Below are 16613 nucleotides of genomic sequence, written 5' to 3'. Positions count from 1 at the left end.
CCGGCCCCAGGCCCCGGACGAACAGCCCCGGACGAACGGCGAAAGCCCCGGCCCGCCCTGCCGTACAGCAGGGCGGGCCGGGGCTTTGCGGCATGGACCGGGCCTCGTCAGCCTCGCGGCAGTGCGGGCTGCGGCTTCTCCCGCACCCGGCGGCGCGGGACCGGGCGGCGGCTGCTCCAGCGGCGGGCCGCCAGCCGGGGCCAGATCACCAGCACCGCCGGCAGCGCCAGGTACCCGAACCGTCCGGCCGGGGCCAGCATGAACGCGATGGCGAGCCCGGCGGCCAGCAGGTCGGCCGCGGCGATCGCGGAGACCGGCGGCCGGGCCAGCAGCCAGATCGCCACCGCGATCAGGGCCATGGTCATCAGCGCCAGCGAGATCGCGTGCCCGGTCGGCCCGAAGCCGGCCAGCACCTTGCCGGGCAGCGGGCTGCCCGCCGGGGTGCGGATCGCCGTCATCCCGAGCGGGAAGCGCACCACCTGTTCGCGCAGCGCGTCCGGCTGGGCCAGCGCGGAGGGCAGGATCACCAGTGCGCTCGCCCCGACCCCGATCAACGCGGTCCGGGCCGCGGGGCGTCGGCCGTACAGCCGCCAGAGCAGCAGGACGGCGACCGGCAGCGCGGGCCAGGCCGTCCACTTCAGGGTGCAGGCGAGGGCGAGCACCAGTCCGGCGCCGACGGTGCGGTCCCGCTCGGCGAGCGCCATGGCGAGGCAGCAGACCCCGATCAGCGGCAGGTCCACCCCGCCGACCACCAGGGCGAGCGCGATCAGCGGCGAGGCGGTGAGGACGGCCAGCGGCAGCAGCGGCGCGCGCGGGTCGCCGCCGTCGGGGCGGGAGGGCCGCAGCAGCCGCCAGGCGGCCAGCAGGCAGGCGAAGAAGGTCAGCGCGAACCAGATCCGGGCGTCCCCGGCGACCCTCGTGAAGGCGGTGGAGTCGCCGAGCAGCTGGCGCGGCATCCCGAACAGGGACATCGCCGGCAGGTACGGGTTGTAGTCGGTGACCACCACGGGGTGCGGCAGGTACGCGGTGCCGGTGGTGAGCAGCAGGTGGGCCGAGCGTTCGACCACCATGACCTCGGACTGGTGGCGGCCGTTCAGGGCGAGCACGGCGAGCGGGACCAGGACGGCCCCGACGAGGGCGACCGAGGCGGCGGCGCGGGCCGCGTGGCGGCGCGGCAGGGTCAGGCAGAGCAGTCCGGCCAGGGCGTAGGCGGGGGCCGCGATCAGGCCCCACAGCCGCTGGTTGGCCAGGTCGGACACGAGCGGGAAGGCGGCGGCCCAGCCGGCCGCGACCAGGCAGCCGAGCAGTTGGACGGTCCGCATCGAGGCGAGCGCGGCGAGCCGGGCGCCGTTCAGCCGATCGGGCGTGGGTGGAAAGGTGCTCTCGCCACGCTGACGGGGGAAGGGGCGGACGGAGAAGCCGCGCGGAGGCTGTCCGGGTCGGGACGACGCCTCGGTCGCGGAGGTCTGGGCCGGCGTTCTGCCGCGGCCGGTGAAGCGGCCGCGCGGGCGGGAGAAGCCGGGCGTGCGGGTGCTCACCATGGTGGAAGGTTATGGGTGGGAGCCGGGCCCTGTCGCCATGGCGTGGGACACCGGACGGGCGATGGCGTGAAAAGGGCCGCCGGCCGCCTCGGCGGTCGGCGGCCCTTCACGCGGGGTTGGCCTCCGGGTCAGCCGGCGGAGTTGTCCGAGGGGACGGACTGCTGCTCGGCCTGCTCCAGCTTGGAGTGCTTGATGCTGTAGCCGAAGTAGACCACCAGGGCGACGGCGAGGGCGATCGCCCCGGCCCGGAAGGTGTCGGCGTGCAGGCCGGTGATCAGGTAGATGCAGAAGCCGACGCTGATCAGCGGGACGACCGGGTAGCCGGGCACCTTGAAGCCGCGCGGCAGGTCGGGCTGGGTGCGGCGCAGCACGATCACGCCGATCGAGACCACCGAGAAGGCGATGAGCGTCCCCAGGCTGGTGATGTCGGCCAGGACCCGCAGCGGGATGAAGGCGGCCAGCGCGCCGACGCCGAGGCCCACCACGATGGTGTTCCAGATCGGGGTGCCGGTGCGCGGGGAGAGCTGGGCGAAGCGCTTGGGCAGCATGCCGTCGCGGCCCATCGAGTACAGGATGCGGGTCTGGCCGTAGATCACCACGAGGGTGATGCTGAAGATCGAGATGATCGCGCCGAAGGCGAAGACCATCGCGGGCCAGCTCTGGCCGGTGATGTCCTGGAGGATCTGGGCGAGGCCGGCCTCCTGGCCGTCGAACTTCTGCCACGGCTGGGCGCCGATGCCGGCGAGGGCGACCAGGATGTAGAGCAGGGTCACCACGACCAGCGAGATGATGATCGCCATCGGCAGGGTGCGGCGCGGGTTCTTGACCTCCTCACCGGCGGTGGACACGGCGTCCAGGCCGATGAAGGAGAAGAAGATGCTGGACGCGGCGACCTGGACGCCGCCGATGCCGAGCGGCATGAACGGGGTCAGGTTGCCGGAGTGGAAGCCGGTGAGCCCCACGCCGATGAACATCAGCAGGATCAGGATCTTGATCGCGACCATCACCGCGTTGACCTTGACCGACTCGCTGACGCCGCGGATCAGCAGGACGCAGACCATGGCGACCAGCAGCAGCGCCGGCAGGTTGAACCAGTGGGTGCTGTCCGGCGCGCCGGAGAGCTGCTCGGGGATCGTGAAGCCGAAGGCCAGGTCGAAGAACTTGTTCAGGTACTCGGCCCAGGTCACCGCGATCGCGGAGGCGGAGACGCCGTACTCCATCAGCAGGCAGATGCCGACGCCGAAGGCGACGCCCTCGCCGAGGGTGGCGTAGGCGTAGGAGTACGAGGAGCCGGAGACCGGGATCGCGGAGGCCATCTCGGCGTAGCAGAGCGCGGTGAGTCCGGCGGTGATCGCGGCGATCACGAAGGACAGGATGACGGCCGGGCCGGCCGAGGGCACCGCGGTGTTCAGCACGAAGAAGATGCCGGTGCCGATGGTGGCGCCGATGCCGATCGAGGACAGCTGCCACAGTCCGATCGAGCGGCGCAGGTGGATGCCGGAGCGTCCGCCCTCCTCGGGCGCACCGGCCGGGAGGGAGTTCTTGCCTTCGGTCTCGGCGATCAGTGTCGAGACGGGCTTGCGTCGCAGCAGACGCGCGCCGAGGGTGTTGCTGGCCAAAACCGCGGTCGTCCTTCTAGGCGGGGGAGGGTGTCCTAGCGGTTGTTCACCCGGGGCACCCTTCGGTGTCAACGGGGATCAACCGAACAAACATGGGACAGTACCCGGCGAAAGCACCAGTGTCGCAAACGAACAGTCCCAACCGGCGCATTGTCCGAATCGGAGCATATCGATGTACAAACCGGACACTTCGTAAACGGCGCTTCTCCCTCGCGGTGGATAAAGCGGCAGCTCAGCGCCCCTGCGGTGGTCATCCGCCGAGCACCGCCCGCATCACCGACCGGGCGATCGGCGCGGCCAGGGCGCCACCCGTCACCTCGGTGGCGTCACTGTCCGCGACCACCACCGCCACCGCCACCGGCGGCACCGCGTCCGAGCCGGCCGGCCGGGCCCAGGCGATGAACCAGGCGTACGGCGTCCCGCTGTTGCCCGCGCCGTGCTGGGCCGTCCCGGTCTTGCCGCCGACCACCGCCCCGGCGATCCGGGCGGCGGTGCCGGTGCCGTTCTCCACCACGTCGGTCATCATCGCGCGCAGCTGCCCGGCCACCGCCGGGGTCGTCGCCCGCTTGTACACGGACGGCCGCACCAGCTGCACCGTGACGCCGTCGCTCCTGGTCAGCCTGTCCACAAGCTGTGGACGCATCACCGTCCCGTCGTTGGCGACCCCGGCCGCGACCATCGCCATCGTCAGCGGGGTGGCCGCCGTGTCGAACTGCCCGATCGAGGAGAGCGCCAGCTGCGCCTCGTCCATCCGGGTGTCGAAGTTCGACCGGGCCGCGCGCACCGGAACGTCCAGCCCCGGGTCGTTGAAGCCGAAGTTCTCCGCCGTCGCGACCATCCGGTCCAGCCCGGTCCGCACCCCCAGGTAGCCGAACACGCTGTTGCAGCTGAGGGTCATCGCGGCGGCCAGCGACATGCCCGGGACGTCGCAGGCCGGGGTGTCGTTGACCAGCGGCGTGGTCGTGCCGGGCAGCACGTACGGGAAGGGCGCCCCGGTCGGCGCGCCGGGGTCGGTGACCACCCCGTTCGTCAGCGCGGCCGCGGCGGTGACCACCTTGAAGGTCGAGCCCGGCGGGTACGTCTGGCGCAGCGCCCGGTTGAGCATCGGCTCGTCCGGGTCGGCCTGCAGGCGGTTCCAGGCCTCCTGGTCGTCGGCGCCGTACCCGGCGAAGGAGCCGGGATCGTAGGAGGGCGTGCTGGCCAGCGCCAGGATCCGCCCGGTGGCAGGCTCGATCGCGGCGACCGCGCCCTTCTGGTCGCCGAGCCCGCGCATCGCGGCCTGCTGGGCGGCCCGGTTCAGCGTGGTGTGGACGTCCCCGCCGGGCTTGCGCCGGCGGGCGACGGCGTCCCAGAGCGACCAGCCCGCCAGCCGGCCGTCGGTGCCGGTCAGCAGCTCGTCCTCGGTCCCCTCCAGCTGGGAGGTGCCGTACGCCTGCGAGGCGAAGCCGGTGACCGCCGCGTAGGTCGGGCCGTCGGTGTAGCCGCGCTTGTACGCGTACCGGCCGCCGGTCGGCTCGGAACCGGTCACCCGCTCCGCGCCGACCAGGATGTCGCCGCGCGGCTGGGCGTACCGCTCGATGGTGAGCCGCCGGTTGGCGCTGTTGCGGTCGAGCTCCTTCGCCTGGAACACCTGCACCCGGGTGGCCTGCGCGCACAGCGCCGCGACCAGCAGCAGGCAGAAGGTGCCCGCCCGGCGTCCGGTGACCGAGATGCCCGGCAGCCCCTGCGGGCCGTTGCCCCCGCGCCGCACGCGCGTCACCGGACCTCCCCCGGCCCGGGCCCGCGGGCCGTATCGCTCATCCGTACGAGCAGCGCGACGATGATCCAGTTGGTGACCACCGAGGACCCTCCCTGGGCGATGAACGGCATGGTCATCCCGGTCAGCGGGATCAGCGCGAGCACCCCGCCCGCCACCACGAACACCTGGAGGCCGACGATCGCGGCCAGCCCGATCGCCAGCAGCCGCCCGAACGGGTCGCGCAGCGCGATGCCGGTCCGGAAGCCCCGCGAGACCAGCACCGCGTACAGCAGGAACACCGCGGTCAGCCCGGTCAGCCCGAGCTCCTCGCCGACCGTCGCGAGGATGAAGTCCGACTTGGCGGCGAAGCCGATCAGCACCGAGTGCCCGTTGCCGAGCCCGGTGCCCAGCTCGCCGCCCCAGGCGAAGGCGAACAGCGACTGGGCGATCTGGTTGGCGCCCCGGCCCGCCTCGATCGAGCCCAGCGGATCCAGCCAGTCCGCGACCCGGCTGTGCACGTGCGGCGAGAGCCAACCCACCGTCACCGCCCCGACCGCGGCCAGGCCCACGCCGACGGCGATCCAGCCGGTCCGCGCGGTGGCCACGTAGAGCATCACCACGAACAGGCCGAAGAACAGCAGCGAGGTGCCGAGGTCCGTCTCCAGCACCAGGACGCCGACGAACGCCGCCCAGATCAGCAGCACCGGCCCGAGCACCCGCCCGGGCGGCAGCTGGAGGCGCCGGATCCGGCGGCCGGTGAGCGCCAGCGCGTCCCGGTGCACCGCCAGGTAGGCGGCGAAGAAGACGGCCAGCAGGATCTTGGCGAACTCCCCGGGCTGGAAGGAGAGCGGCCCGATCACGATCCAGATCCGGGAGCCGTACACCGGCGGGAAGAAGATCGGCAGCACCAGCAGGACCAGGGCCACCAGCGCCCCGAGGTAGGCGTAGCGCCGCAGCCGCCGGTGGTCGCGCACCAGCAGCACCACCGCGATGAACAGCGCCACCCCCAGGGCCGACCAGAGCAGCTGGGTGGAGGCGGCGGCGCGCCCCGGGGTGGCCCGGTCGAGCCGGTAGATCACCACCAGTCCGATCCCGTTCAGCAGCACCGCGATCGGCAGCAGCAGCGGGTCCGCGTACCGGGCCCGCCACCGGACGACGGCGTGCGCCGCCAGGGCGAGCACCCCGAGCGCGGCGCCGTACTCGACCGCGTCGGCCGGGACGTGGCCGTCCAGGTTGACGCCGACCTCGACGTAGCCGAACACGGCGATCAGGACGGCACCGACCACCAGCACGAGCTCGGTGGCGCGCCTGGTCGGCACCGGCCGGCTCGGCCCGGCGGCGGAGTTCGACACGGCGGAGGGTGTCGCCACGGACCGTCCTGGGGGATCGGGAAGGGCCCGGTGCCGCCGGCCGGGGGACGCCGGCCGGGGCGGACCGGCGGCGGGGCCGGCCCGCCCCGACGGGAGCGGCGGTCGGAGGGAGGGTCAGACGGCGCTCTGGACGCGGGAGGCCTCGACGGTCGCCTTCAGCTCGGCCTCGGCCTCGGCCGAGAGCGAGGTCTGGATGATCTGCCCGCCGTACCGGGCCAGCGCCGGGACGACCTTGTCGGCGGTCGCCTTGCGCACCAGCAGGAAGACCGCGGCGGTGCCGGGCTGGAGGTGCTCGCCGACCTGGCGCATGAAGTCGTCGTCCACCCCGATGTCGGTGGAGGCGCCGACCGCCGCCCCGGTCGCACCGCCGACCGCCGCGCCCACCAGGGGCATGAAGAACAGCAGGCCGATGACCCCGCCCCACAGGGCGCCGCTCGCGGCCCCCGCCCCGGTCGTGCTGACCTGCTGGTGCAGCTTGATCCTGCCGTCCGCTCGACGCTCGACGACGACCGCGTCCTCCAGCTCGATCAGCTTCTGCTTCTGGAGCCCCACCGCCTCGTTGCGCACCGCCTGGGCGGTGGCGAGGTCCGGGTAGGCGATCGCGAAGAGGTTGCTCACTGCTGGGTCCCTCCAGGGTGTCGGACAGGCCGGCCGGGCCGGGCGCCACCGAGGTGGCGCCGCGCCCTGTTTCCGCACCCTAACGAGTGTTATCCATATCTATGGACTATTCGGTGCGGTGTGTCCGCCACTGCCGGAATCACCCGGACCCGCCGCTCCCTGCCGGGCCGTCACTCCGGCCGCCGCCCCGCCAGCGCCGCCACCCCCGCGCCGACCGCGGCCAGCAGGACGACGGCGGCCGCCAGGCTCGCCCACGGCACCGCGACCCGCCCGGTCCTGGCCGCCGACACCAGCCCGCTCACCGCCGCGTTGGCCGGCGAGACCGGCACCACCAGCAGCAGCGCGGCCAGCCCCAGCGCCGCCGGAATGCCGTACTGCGCGCGGACCGGCACCGGACGGTTCGCCAGCGCCCCGACCAGCACCCCCAGCAGCGCGCAGACCACCGAGGCCGCCAGCCCGGCCGCCACCGCCACCCCGGCCCCCGGCTCCCGCCGTGCCCCCGGGTCGGCCACCGCCCCGCTGGTCCACCAGACGGCCGCCACCTGACCGGCCGCCAGCACCAGCGACACCGTCAGCGCCGCCAGCAGCGCGCCCAGGTGGACCCGGACCGGGCCCGCCGCCGCCACCAGGCAGGCACGCGAGGCCGGCGGCTCCGCGTTCAGCACGCCGCGCACGTACCAGGCGCTCACCGGCAGCAGCACCCCCGCACCGAAGCCCAGGCCGCCCAGCAGCGGATCGCCCGCCGCCACCCCGACCACCAGCAGCAGCGCGTACGTCAGGAAGGGCGGCAGCCAGGCGTGCGAGCGCACCAGCAGCTCCAGGTGGTACCGGGTCAGCGCCCCGATCCGCGCCGTCACCGCTCCCCCTCCTCGCGCCGCCGCACCGCCAGCACCCGGACGGCCGGGCGGCCCAGCAGCAGCCGGCGCAGCAGCGCGTCCGAGTGGGCGGCCGGCACCACCAGCCGCACCGCCGTCCCGGCCAGCGCGGTGACCTCCGGCGCCCCCGGCAGCGGCGCGGCCAGCGGGGCACCGCCCGGGACGTCCACCTCGACCTCCATCACCGGCCCGCTCGGTGGCTCCGGGGTCCCGTCCTCGACGGGCCGCAGCGCGCCGTCCGCGCCGACCCGGTACGCGGCGCTGGTCAGCCCGGCCAGCCGGGCCGGGTCGTGGTCGACGAACAGCACCGTGCCGCCCGCCGCCGCCCGCTCGGCGGCCGCCTCGTCCAGCACCGCCCTGGCCTGCGGGTCCAGCCCGGTCCAGGCCTCGTCCAGCAGCAGCACCCGCGCCTCGGGGAGCAGCGCCTGGACGACCGCGACCTTCTGGCAGGTGCCCTTCGACAGCCGGCTCAGCGGCGTGCCCGCCCGGTCCTCGACGCCGAACCGCTCCAGCCACTCCCCCGCCCGCCGCCGCGCCCGCTCCGCCGACAGCCCGTGCACCCGGCCCACCCGCAGCAGGTAGGACGCGGCGTCGAAGGGCAGGGCGGGCGGGAAGCGCTCGGGCACGTACGCCGCCGGGCCGGGCCGCACCACCCGCCCGGTGCTCGGCCGCTCGATCCCGGCGGCCAGCCGCAGCAGCGTCGACTTGCCGCTCCCGTTGTGCCCGGCGATCCGCACCAGCTCGCCCGGCCCGGCCGCCAGGTCGACCCCGCGCAGGATCCACCGCTCCCGCCGCCCGTACCGCTTGCCCACCGCCGCCAGCTCCATCACGCCCCCGCTCCCGTCCGCCGCGTACCGAGGCTATCCACGGCGCGTAAGGCCGGCGTGAGCGAATTCCGCGCGGATGCGCCGGAGTTCACGCCCGAGCTGGTTGAGGCACGATCCGGCCTCGTTTCGCCACGATGAACTGATGATCCCTAGGATCGACCGGGTGACTACCGGACGACGACCACAGACCAGGCTCGGCAGCCTGCTGGCGGCCTTGGCGATAACGGGCGCCTCGCTGCTCCTCGGCCTGCCCGCCCACGCCGACGAACCATCAGCCGGGGCCGCCCCCGCGTCCAAGGAGGCCCCCCGGGTCGACCTCGTCCTGGACGTCAGCGGCTCCATGCGCGAGGCGGACATCCAGGGCAAGAGCCGCATCGCGGTGGCCCAGCAGTCGCTGAACGAGGTGATCGACGCGCTGCCCGCGGAGACCGAGTTCGGCATCCGCACCCTCGGCGCGAACTACCCCGGCAACGACAAGGCCCAGGGCTGCCAGGACACCAAGCAGCTCTACCCGGTCGGCAAGACCAACAAGGTCGAGGCCAAGACCGCCGTCGCCACCCTGCGGCCCACCGGGTTCACCCCGATCGGCCTGGCCCTGCGCGGCGCCGCCCAGGACCTCGGCAAGGGCGAGACCACCCGCCGCGTGGTGCTGATCACCGACGGCGAGGACACCTGCACCCCGCCCGACCCGTGTGACGTCGCCCGCGAGCTCGCCTCCCAGGGCATCCACCTGGTGGTCGACACCCTCGGCCTGGCCCACGACGACAAGACCCGCCAGCAGCTGCTCTGCATCGCCAACGCGACCGGCGGCACCTACACCGACGTCCGCACCCAGGAGCAGCTCACCGACAAGGTGAAGCAGCTGGTCGACCGCTCCAACGACACCTACACGGTGGCCCCGGTCAAGACCACCGGCACCGACAAGTGCGAGAACGCCCCCGTTCTCGCCCCGGGCGTCTACACCGACCGCGAGAAGTTCTCCGAGCACCGCGTCTACAAGGTCCCGGTCAAGTCCGGCCAGGAGCTGCGCGCCTCGGTCAGCGTCGCCCTCGACCGACCGGTGGCCCGGGACTACGGGGTGCTGCTCCAGGCCACCAGCGCGACCGGCCAGGAGCTGGTCCGCGGCACCGACGCCGGCAGCGGCCGCACCGACGTGGTCTCCACCGGCCTGCGCTGGTCCACCGACGACTCCAAGGGCTACGTCACCGCGAGCCCCACCGCCTCGAAGGACTCCAAGGAGAAGCCGGAGACCACCGTCTGCCTGGTCGTCAGCAACTCGCTGGCCCCGCAGAACGGCGTCCTGGCCGACCCCGGCATGCCGCTGGAGCTGACCGTCGACCTGGCCTCCGCCTCGCCCGCCCCGGAGGGCGCCGCGATGGGCCTCGGCCGCGGCTGGATCCTGCTGCTCACCCTCACCCTGGCCGGCCTGCTCTTCGGTCTGGTCCTCGGCTGGATCGCGCGCTGGCGGATCGCCGTCTGGCGGGAGAACTGACCATGCGTACGACGTTCCGCGGCGCCCTCGCCGCCCTCGCCCTGCTGCCCGCCCTGGCCCTGAGCGCCCTGGGTGCCCCGGCGGCCTCGGCCGCCTCGCCGTCCCCCACGGCCGGTGCGAGCGGCACCCCGGCCCCGGCGACCAAGGCCGGCACCTCCTTCCTGACCGCCGTCAACCTCTCCCCCGGCCAGGACGCCAACGTCGCCGTCTCCACCGGTGACTACCTGTACTGGGCGTTCGGCGCCTCCGAGGGCCAGACCCCGACGGTCAACCTGACCGTCAACCTGGCCCCGCCGGCCGACCGGCACGGCCCGCAGACCTGGTCCGTCGAGGTCTTCGACGGGCTGCGCCGGCGCCAGTCGTGCACCGCCGGCACCCAGAACGCCACCGCCGAGCAGAGCGCGGCCACCCTGGCGCTGAACTGCACCCTGCGCGAGGTCCGCACCTGGGCCGAGCCGTGGTCCGGCGACCCGCTGCCCGGCACCTACTACGTGCGGCTGTCGGTCAACGACGTCCCGCAGCCGGACCTCGGCCTGGCCTCCTCGGTCCAGTTGCACGTCGCCGCCAAGGGCGACGCCGACAACGCCCAGCCGGAGGGCGGCGAGCTGAAGGCCCCGCTGGTCCCGCCGGTCGGCGGCGGCGCGAGCACGGCCAAGGCGGCCGCGCCGGTGGCCCAGGAGGAGCACTGGTACACCGGCTGGTTCTCCGGCTGGAACAGCCGCTGGTACTGGACGATCGCCGGCGGCTTCCTGGCCGCGCTGGCCGGCGTCATCGGCTACAAGCTGACCCGGCACCCGCGCGGCCACCGGCCCGGCCACTACGGGGCCGTGCCGCCCCAGGGCTCCCAGCAGAGCGGCGGCTACGCCGGCTCGAACCGCCCCTGAGGCACCGCGGAGGGCCGGCCGGACGTCGTTCCGGCCGGCCCTCCGGCGTGTGCGGGACGCGGTGCCGGGGCCTCGGCCGGGTCAGCCCCTCTGCCGGGTCAGCCGCGGAACAGGTTGTGCCCCACGTCGGACGGGACCTCGTCCTGGACCGGCTCGCTGCCCGGCCCCGGCACGTGCTCGCCGGGGATCGGCTCGTCGCCCTCCCGGTGCAGCAGCACGACCCCGTCCTCGGCCCACAGCTGCCGGTAGCCGTGCGCCAGCAGCAGCTGGATCCGCTCGGCCTGCTCCTTGTCCGTCTTGAACGGGAAGGACCGCTTGTCGCCCCGGGTGAGCACGTACTCGCGCCCGCGCGGCGTGCCGTCGACCAGCACCACGTCCGTCCGGGCGGTCAGCCGCGGCGCGATCTGGTTGTCCGCCTCGACGGACGCCCCGTCCGGGATCAGCGCGGCCGCCCGCACCAGCGCCGCCTCGCTCGTCTTGGGCGCCCAGGAGGACGGCAGCGCCAGCGGCAGCAGCCCGATCGGCAGCGCGGCGGCCAGCGCGATCCCGGCCGCGCCGAGGCCCAGCCGGCGCGCCCGCCGCACGCTCCGCTCCGGCCGCCCGGCGGCGCTCAGCCGGCCCAGCACCTCGATCGCGGCGGTGAGCAGGATCGGCCACAGCAGCGCGTCGTAGTGCCGGGCGATCGACCAGTGGTTGGGATTGCTGGACAGGATCCGCTCGGCCAGCAGCGGCAGCGCGCACAGCACGGTGGCCGAGCGCAGCGGCAGCAGCAGCGTGGTGCCGAACAGCCAGAGCAGCAGCAGCGGCTTGAGCGGCTGGTCGAAGGCGGCCTGCACCAGCAGGAACGGGTCGTGCAGCAGGCTGCGCAGCGCGTCGCCGCCGTCCGTGCCGAGCGAGCCGTAGTTCCAGTAGTAGCCGGGCTGCCCGCCCATCGCGGGGATCAGCCAGGTGATCGCGGCGGCCGAGGCGACCGGCCCGCCCAGCAGCAGTCCCAGGCCGGTGAGGCGGCCCGCCCGGTCCCCGGTGCGGCGGGTGCGCAGCAGCAGCACCAGGCCGTACGCCCCGACCATCAGGCCGAGGTCCTCCTTGGTGCAGCACAGCAGTGCGGCGGCGAGCACCACCGTGCCGTACCGGCGGGCCAGGCCGCGCTCCAGCATCAGCAGGGTCAGCGGCACCGCGAAGGCGACCTCGTGGAAGCCCACCCGGGCGGCGACCAGCAGCGGCCAGCCGAGCGCGTACGTCAGGCCGGCCAGGTCGGCGGCCCGGCGGGCGGTGCGCGGCTCGGCGGCGGCGAAGGCGTGCCCGGCGATCCGCCGGATCAGCGGCACCCCGGCCGCGAACAGCAGCGACTGGCCGATGATCAGCGAGCGCGGGTCGTCCCAGATCCAGTACAGCGGCGCGAGCAGCGCCAGCACCGGCGAGAAGTGGTCGCCCAGCAGCGAGAAGCCGGGCGGGAACTCGTGGTGGAAGCTCTTCAGCGTCGAGACGGGCAGCCCGAGGTGGGCGTAGCCGCGCACGCCCTGGTCGAAGATGCCGAGGTCGAAGCCGCCGAGCGACACGGACGTCCAGCCCTGCAGGCCGATGGCGCAGGTCACCGCGAAGCAGAGCGCGGTGAGCAGCAGGGTGCGCCGGACCGGGCCGAGCAGGGCGGCCGCGGCCAGCCGTCGGGCGGCGGGCACGGCGGCGGCCGGCGGCGGGGGTGCGGTCTGGGTGGTCACGTCAGGTCTGGTCCGTCCGGGGTCTGGGTCGGTGGGTCCGGCCGTCAGGTCCGGTTCGTCAGTGCGGGATCGCGGTCCAGCCTGGCGGTCAGCAGGGTCAGCGCCCCGCCGCCGGCCGCGTCCACGGCCTGCTGCCGGGCGCGGTACAGCCGCACGCCCAGGACGGCCAGGACGGCGATCGCGATCGGCGGGTAGATCGAGCCGGGCAGCTGCCAGTACCAGTCGACCCCGCGGCCCCAGCGGTGCGGCACCGTCCACATGACGTGGGAGAGGAACACCAGCAGGGTCAGGCCGAACAGCACCTGCCGGCCCCTGGTCCTGGCCTCCACCGCGAGCAGGGCCAGGAGCGGGACGCACCAGACCCAGTGGTGGGTCCAGCTGATCGGCGAGACCAGCAGCGCGGTGAGCGCGGCGCAGACCGCGCCCCAGGCGTCGGCCCGGCGCAGCACCCGCGCGGAGCGCCCGGCCAGCACCGCCACCCCGAGCCCGAGGGTCGCGACCAGCGCCGAGGCGATGAGCCCGACCAGGCCCGGGTCGTTGACGTCGAGCAGCCTGCAGACGGCGCCGCGCAGCGACTGGTTGTCCACCAGGACGGTCACGCCGACCCGGCTCGGGTCCCAGAGGTAGGTGGTCCAGAACCCGTACGAGGCGTCGGGCAGCACGGCCCAGCCGATCAGGCCGGCCGCGAGGAAGGTGCCGGCCGAGACCAGGGCGGCCCGGACCCGGCCGGTCAGGAGGAGGTAGACGGCGAACAGGCCCGGGGTGATCTTGATGGCGGTGGCCAGACCGATGCCCACGCCCTTGAGGCGGTGGCGGTCCGGGCGGGTGAGGTCCCACAGGACCAGGCAGAGGATGCCCAGGTTGACCTGGCCGTACTGGAAGGTGGTGAAGACCGGCTCCAGCCAGATGCCGAGGCCGGTCGCCAGGATCACCGCGGCCCCGCGGTGCTGCTTCGGCCAGCCGGCCAGCTTGAGCGACAGGTGCACGGCCGCGGCGAGCAGCGCGTAGTTGAGGAGCATCACCAGGACGCGCAGGGTGCTCACGCCGAACCAGGTGCTCGGCACGAAGAGCATCGCCGCGAACGGCGGGTAGGTGGCCGGCAGGTCCCAGCCGGGCAGCCGCATCGCGTAGAGGTCCTCGCCGCGGACGACGGCCTGGCCCTCGGCCCGGTAGACCAGCATGTCGACCATGGTGGCCCCGTGGCTGTGCCGGAACCAGGTGAACAGCGCCAGTGACACCGCCGCCACGAGGACCGCGGGGAGCGTCCAGGAATTCGGTCTTCCGGTTTCCGCTGCGCCGCCGGCCTGCTCCGGGCCCGACCGCCGCCCCCACCGTTTCAGACCGAACTCGCGCACCGCGATGGCACCCCGTCGAGATAGACCAGATCGTTCCCTCGTCAGCGTCTGGGCCCACCCACCATAACCGACCCCTCCGAGCCCCGAACCGCAACGGAAACGGGCCCGGAAAGGTGATGTGACCTCCCCCACAGCGGGCCCGGATCGGCTCGGGTGCGGCTGCGGATCGGGGCCCGCGCGGGGCCGGGAGCCCGGAACCCGGGCTCCCGGCCCGCACCGGCCGCGGCGCCTCACGGCGCCGTCAGCCCCCGTTGCCGCAGGGCCCGGCGGCGGAGGGGCGCGAACACCGCCGACTCGACGAGGACGCCGACGGCGAGGATCACCGCCGTCGCGGCCAGCACCTGGCTGAGGTGGCCGCCCTTGCGGCCCTCGTCCAGGAGGCGGCCGATGCCGGGGAGCGGGGTCGCGGTGATCAGCTCGGCGGTCATCAGCGCGCGCCAGCCGAAGGTCCAGCCCTGTTCGAGGGCGCTGAGCAGGCCCGGAAGGGCGGCCGGAAGCAGGATGTGCCGCACGTAGGCGGGGCCGGCGGCGCCCATCGAACGGCCGGCCCGGCGCAGCAGCGGCGGGACCTGGTCGAGGGAGGCGAGCGTCCCGGCGGCGATGGCGGGGACGGCGCCCAGCAGGACGACGGTGTACACGGCACGCTCGGAGTTGCCCAGGCCCACCACGGCCACCGGGACCAGCGCGGCCGCGGGCAGGGACTGGATCGCGCTCAGCACGGGGGCGATCGGGGTGCGCAGCACGGGCGCGGCGGAGAGCAGCAGGCCCAGCGGCACACCGATCGCCATCGAGGCCAGGAAGCCGGCCAGGCACCGCCGGAGGCTGCCGAGCAGGGCGGGGGCGAGCGCCCCGCGCGACCAGGCGGCGGCCAGGTCGTGGCCGACGGCGGCGGGCGTGGGCAGGGTGGCCGACAGGTGCAGGACGCAGACGAGCTGCCAGAGGCAGAGCACCAGCGCGGCGGCCGACAGCGGCCCCGCGGCGGCGGCCGTACGGCGGCGGCGGTCGCGGCCGCGGGCCGTCCCGGCGGGGGCGGTGCGGCGCGTCGGCGCCGCGGGGCGCGGGCGCAGGACGGTGAGCGTGTTCTCAGTCGCGGGCATGGCGGCGGACCTCTTCTCGCAGGCGCTCGGTGATCCCGTGGACGAGGGAGGCGACGCCGGGGCTCTCGGCCCGGCGCGGGTACGGGAGGTCCACGGCCCATTCGTGGGCGATCCGGCCGGGGTGGGCGGACAGCAGGACGATGCGGCTGCCCAGGCGGGCGGCCTCCTCGACGCTGTGCGTCACGAAGACGACGGTGAGCCGGTGTTCGGTCCACACCCGGATCAGCTCCTCGTGGAGCAGGTCCCGGGTGACGGCGTCGAGGGCGGCGAACGGCTCGTCCATGAGCAGGCAGTCGGCGCCCTGGGCGAGCGCCCGGGCCAGCGCGGTGCGCTGCCGCATGCCGCCGGACAGCTCGTGCACCCGCCGCTCGTACGCGTCGCCGAGCCGGACGGCGGCGAGCAGCCGGGCGGCCTCGGCCCGGCGTTCGGCCTTCGGCACCCCGGCCAGGCGCAGGGCCAGCTCGACGTTGCGGCCGGCCGTCAGCCAGGGGAAGAGGGCGTGGTCCTGGAACATCACGGCGGGGCGCCGTCCGGGGACCGTGACCCGGCCCGCCGTGGGGCGGTCGAGTCCGGCGATGAGGTTCAGCAGGCTGGACTTGCCGCAGCCGGAGGCGCCGAGGAGGCAGACGAACTCCCCGGCCTCGATGCGGAGGTCGATCCCCTCGACGGCGGGCGGCGCGGCGGCGCCGAAGGACTTGGTCACCCCCCGGAGGTCGATGACAGGGCTGGTGGTGGCCACGGTCAGAAGTCCCATCCGTCGTCGTCCCGCTCCGGCGCGGCCGCGGCGGCGGCGAACGCGTCGCCCGCCATGCCGGCCGCCAGGGTGGTGCCGTCGGCCGGGTCGATCAGCAGGAAGGAGCCGGTGCTGCGGGAGTGGGCGTAGGCGTCGAGCGCGAGCGGTTCGGCGGTGCGGATCACCACCCGGCCGATGTCGTTGGCGACCAGTCGGCCCGGCGCCGGGTGCTGGGCGAGGTCGTCCAGCCCGAGCCGGGACGGGAGCTCCTGGACGATCGCCTTGACCGTGCGGGTGGTGTGCTTGAGCAGGACGCGCTGTCCGGCCGTGAGCGGCCGGTCGGCGAGGTGGCAGACGGTGGCCGTCACCTCGCGGGTGGTCGTGGGCGCGACCGCGCTCGGGGCGATCAGGTCGCCGCGCGAGACGTCGAGGTCGTCGGCGAGCAGGACGGTCGCGGACTGCCCGGCCCGGACCTCCCCGACCGGCCGGCCCAGCAGGTCCAGGCCGGTGACGGTGGTGGTGTGGCCGGAGGGCAGGACGGTGACCGGGTCGCCGACGCGTAGCACGCCGGAGGCGAGTTGGCCGGCGTAGCCGCGGTAGTCGGGGTGCGCCTCGGTCTGGGGGCGGATGACGTACTGGACGGGGAAGCGGGCGGGTTCGGCGCCGGGGTCGGTGCCGACGGGGACGGTCTCCAGGTGTTCCAGGAGGGTGGGGCCGCCGTACCAGTCCATGTGCGCGGAGGGTTC

13 protein-coding genes and 1 pseudogene are annotated in these 16613 nt (G+C 74.6%); 2 read left to right on the top strand and 12 right to left on the bottom strand.

The features are described 5' to 3' along the window. Positions 1 to 107: 107 nt before the first annotated feature. From ACFWP2_RS30140 to ACFWP2_RS30110, 7 genes are all read right to left on the bottom strand, one after another. Positions 108 to 1541 carry a glycosyltransferase 87 family protein gene (locus ACFWP2_RS30140; protein ID WP_380457236.1) on the bottom strand — a complete coding sequence of 478 codons (1434 nt, stop codon included), beginning with the start codon at positions 1539 to 1541 and terminating at the stop codon, positions 108 to 110. Positions 1542 to 1669: 128 nt separating this feature from the next. Further along, positions 1670 to 3160 carry an amino acid permease gene (locus tag ACFWP2_RS30135; RefSeq protein WP_380457234.1) on the bottom strand — a complete coding sequence of 497 codons (1491 nt, stop codon included), beginning with the start codon at positions 3158 to 3160 and terminating at the stop codon, positions 1670 to 1672. Between the two features lie 250 nt (positions 3161 to 3410). After that, positions 3411 to 4910, bottom strand: coding sequence for a penicillin-binding transpeptidase domain-containing protein (locus tag ACFWP2_RS30130; RefSeq protein WP_380457342.1), 1500 nt, complete (start codon positions 4908 to 4910; stop codon positions 3411 to 3413). A gap of 5 nt (positions 4911 to 4915) precedes the next feature. Then, positions 4916 to 6268 (bottom strand): FtsW/RodA/SpoVE family cell cycle protein, encoded by a 1353-nt coding sequence (locus ACFWP2_RS30125; RefSeq protein WP_380457232.1) that lies wholly within the window; start codon positions 6266 to 6268, stop codon positions 4916 to 4918. Positions 6269 to 6382: 114 nt separating this feature from the next. After that, the gene (locus tag ACFWP2_RS30120) at positions 6383 to 6886 is read right to left on the bottom strand and encodes a DUF1269 domain-containing protein (RefSeq protein WP_360351369.1); all 504 of its coding nucleotides are present in this window, start codon (positions 6884 to 6886) and stop codon (positions 6383 to 6385) included. Between the two features lie 170 nt (positions 6887 to 7056). Continuing rightward, positions 7057 to 7743: an ABC transporter gene (locus ACFWP2_RS30115; RefSeq protein WP_380457229.1), complete on the bottom strand. Its 687-nt coding sequence runs from the start codon at positions 7741 to 7743 to the stop codon at positions 7057 to 7059. Continuing rightward, positions 7740 to 8588, bottom strand: coding sequence for an ATP-binding cassette domain-containing protein (locus ACFWP2_RS30110; protein WP_380457340.1), 849 nt, complete (start codon positions 8586 to 8588; stop codon positions 7740 to 7742). The genes ACFWP2_RS30115 and ACFWP2_RS30110 overlap by 4 nt, the downstream gene beginning before the upstream one ends. A 163-nt stretch (positions 8589 to 8751) precedes the next feature. On the opposite strand from ACFWP2_RS30110, the gene ACFWP2_RS30105 reads away from it, so the two are divergent. Both ACFWP2_RS30105 and ACFWP2_RS30100 read left to right on the top strand, forming a co-directional pair. After that, positions 8752 to 10080, top strand: a complete 1329-nt coding sequence (locus ACFWP2_RS30105) for a VWA domain-containing protein (RefSeq protein ID WP_380457227.1) — start codon at positions 8752 to 8754, stop codon at positions 10078 to 10080. Between the two features lie 2 nt (positions 10081 to 10082). Further along, entirely contained in the window at positions 10083 to 10964 is an 882-nt protein-coding gene (locus ACFWP2_RS30100) for a peptidase (RefSeq protein ID WP_380457225.1), read from the top strand. A gap of 98 nt (positions 10965 to 11062) precedes the next feature. Here the strand turns inward: ACFWP2_RS30100 and ACFWP2_RS30095 are convergent, their stop codons facing one another. From ACFWP2_RS30095 to ACFWP2_RS30075, 5 genes and pseudogenes are all read right to left on the bottom strand, one after another. After that, the gene (locus ACFWP2_RS30095) at positions 11063 to 12682 is read right to left on the bottom strand and encodes a DUF2079 domain-containing protein (protein ID WP_380457223.1); all 1620 of its coding nucleotides are present in this window, start codon (positions 12680 to 12682) and stop codon (positions 11063 to 11065) included. A gap of 44 nt (positions 12683 to 12726) precedes the next feature. Next, entirely contained in the window at positions 12727 to 13920 is a 1194-nt protein-coding gene (locus ACFWP2_RS30090; RefSeq protein ID WP_380457221.1) for a glycosyltransferase 87 family protein, read from the bottom strand. A 347-nt stretch (positions 13921 to 14267) separates the two neighbouring features. Beyond that, positions 14268 to 15134, bottom strand: a complete 867-nt coding sequence (locus ACFWP2_RS30085; RefSeq protein WP_380457219.1) for an ABC transporter permease — start codon at positions 15132 to 15134, stop codon at positions 14268 to 14270. Continuing rightward, complete coding sequence (locus ACFWP2_RS30080) at positions 15121 to 15888, bottom strand: ABC transporter ATP-binding protein (RefSeq protein WP_380457217.1); 768 nt, start codon at positions 15886 to 15888, stop codon at positions 15121 to 15123. The genes ACFWP2_RS30085 and ACFWP2_RS30080 overlap by 14 nt, the downstream gene beginning before the upstream one ends. Then, positions 15876 to 16613, bottom strand: a pseudogene (locus tag ACFWP2_RS30075) (hypothetical protein); the annotation flags it as partial. The gene ACFWP2_RS30080 and the pseudogene ACFWP2_RS30075, both read right to left, overlap by 13 nt.

The sequence above is a fragment of the Kitasatospora sp. NPDC058444 genome, from assembly GCF_042721415.1.
Lineage (GTDB): Bacteria > Actinomycetota > Actinomycetes > Streptomycetales > Streptomycetaceae > Kitasatospora.
The sequence above is the reverse complement of the archived record's forward strand: the minus strand, read 5'-3'. Positions and strand labels throughout refer to the sequence as shown.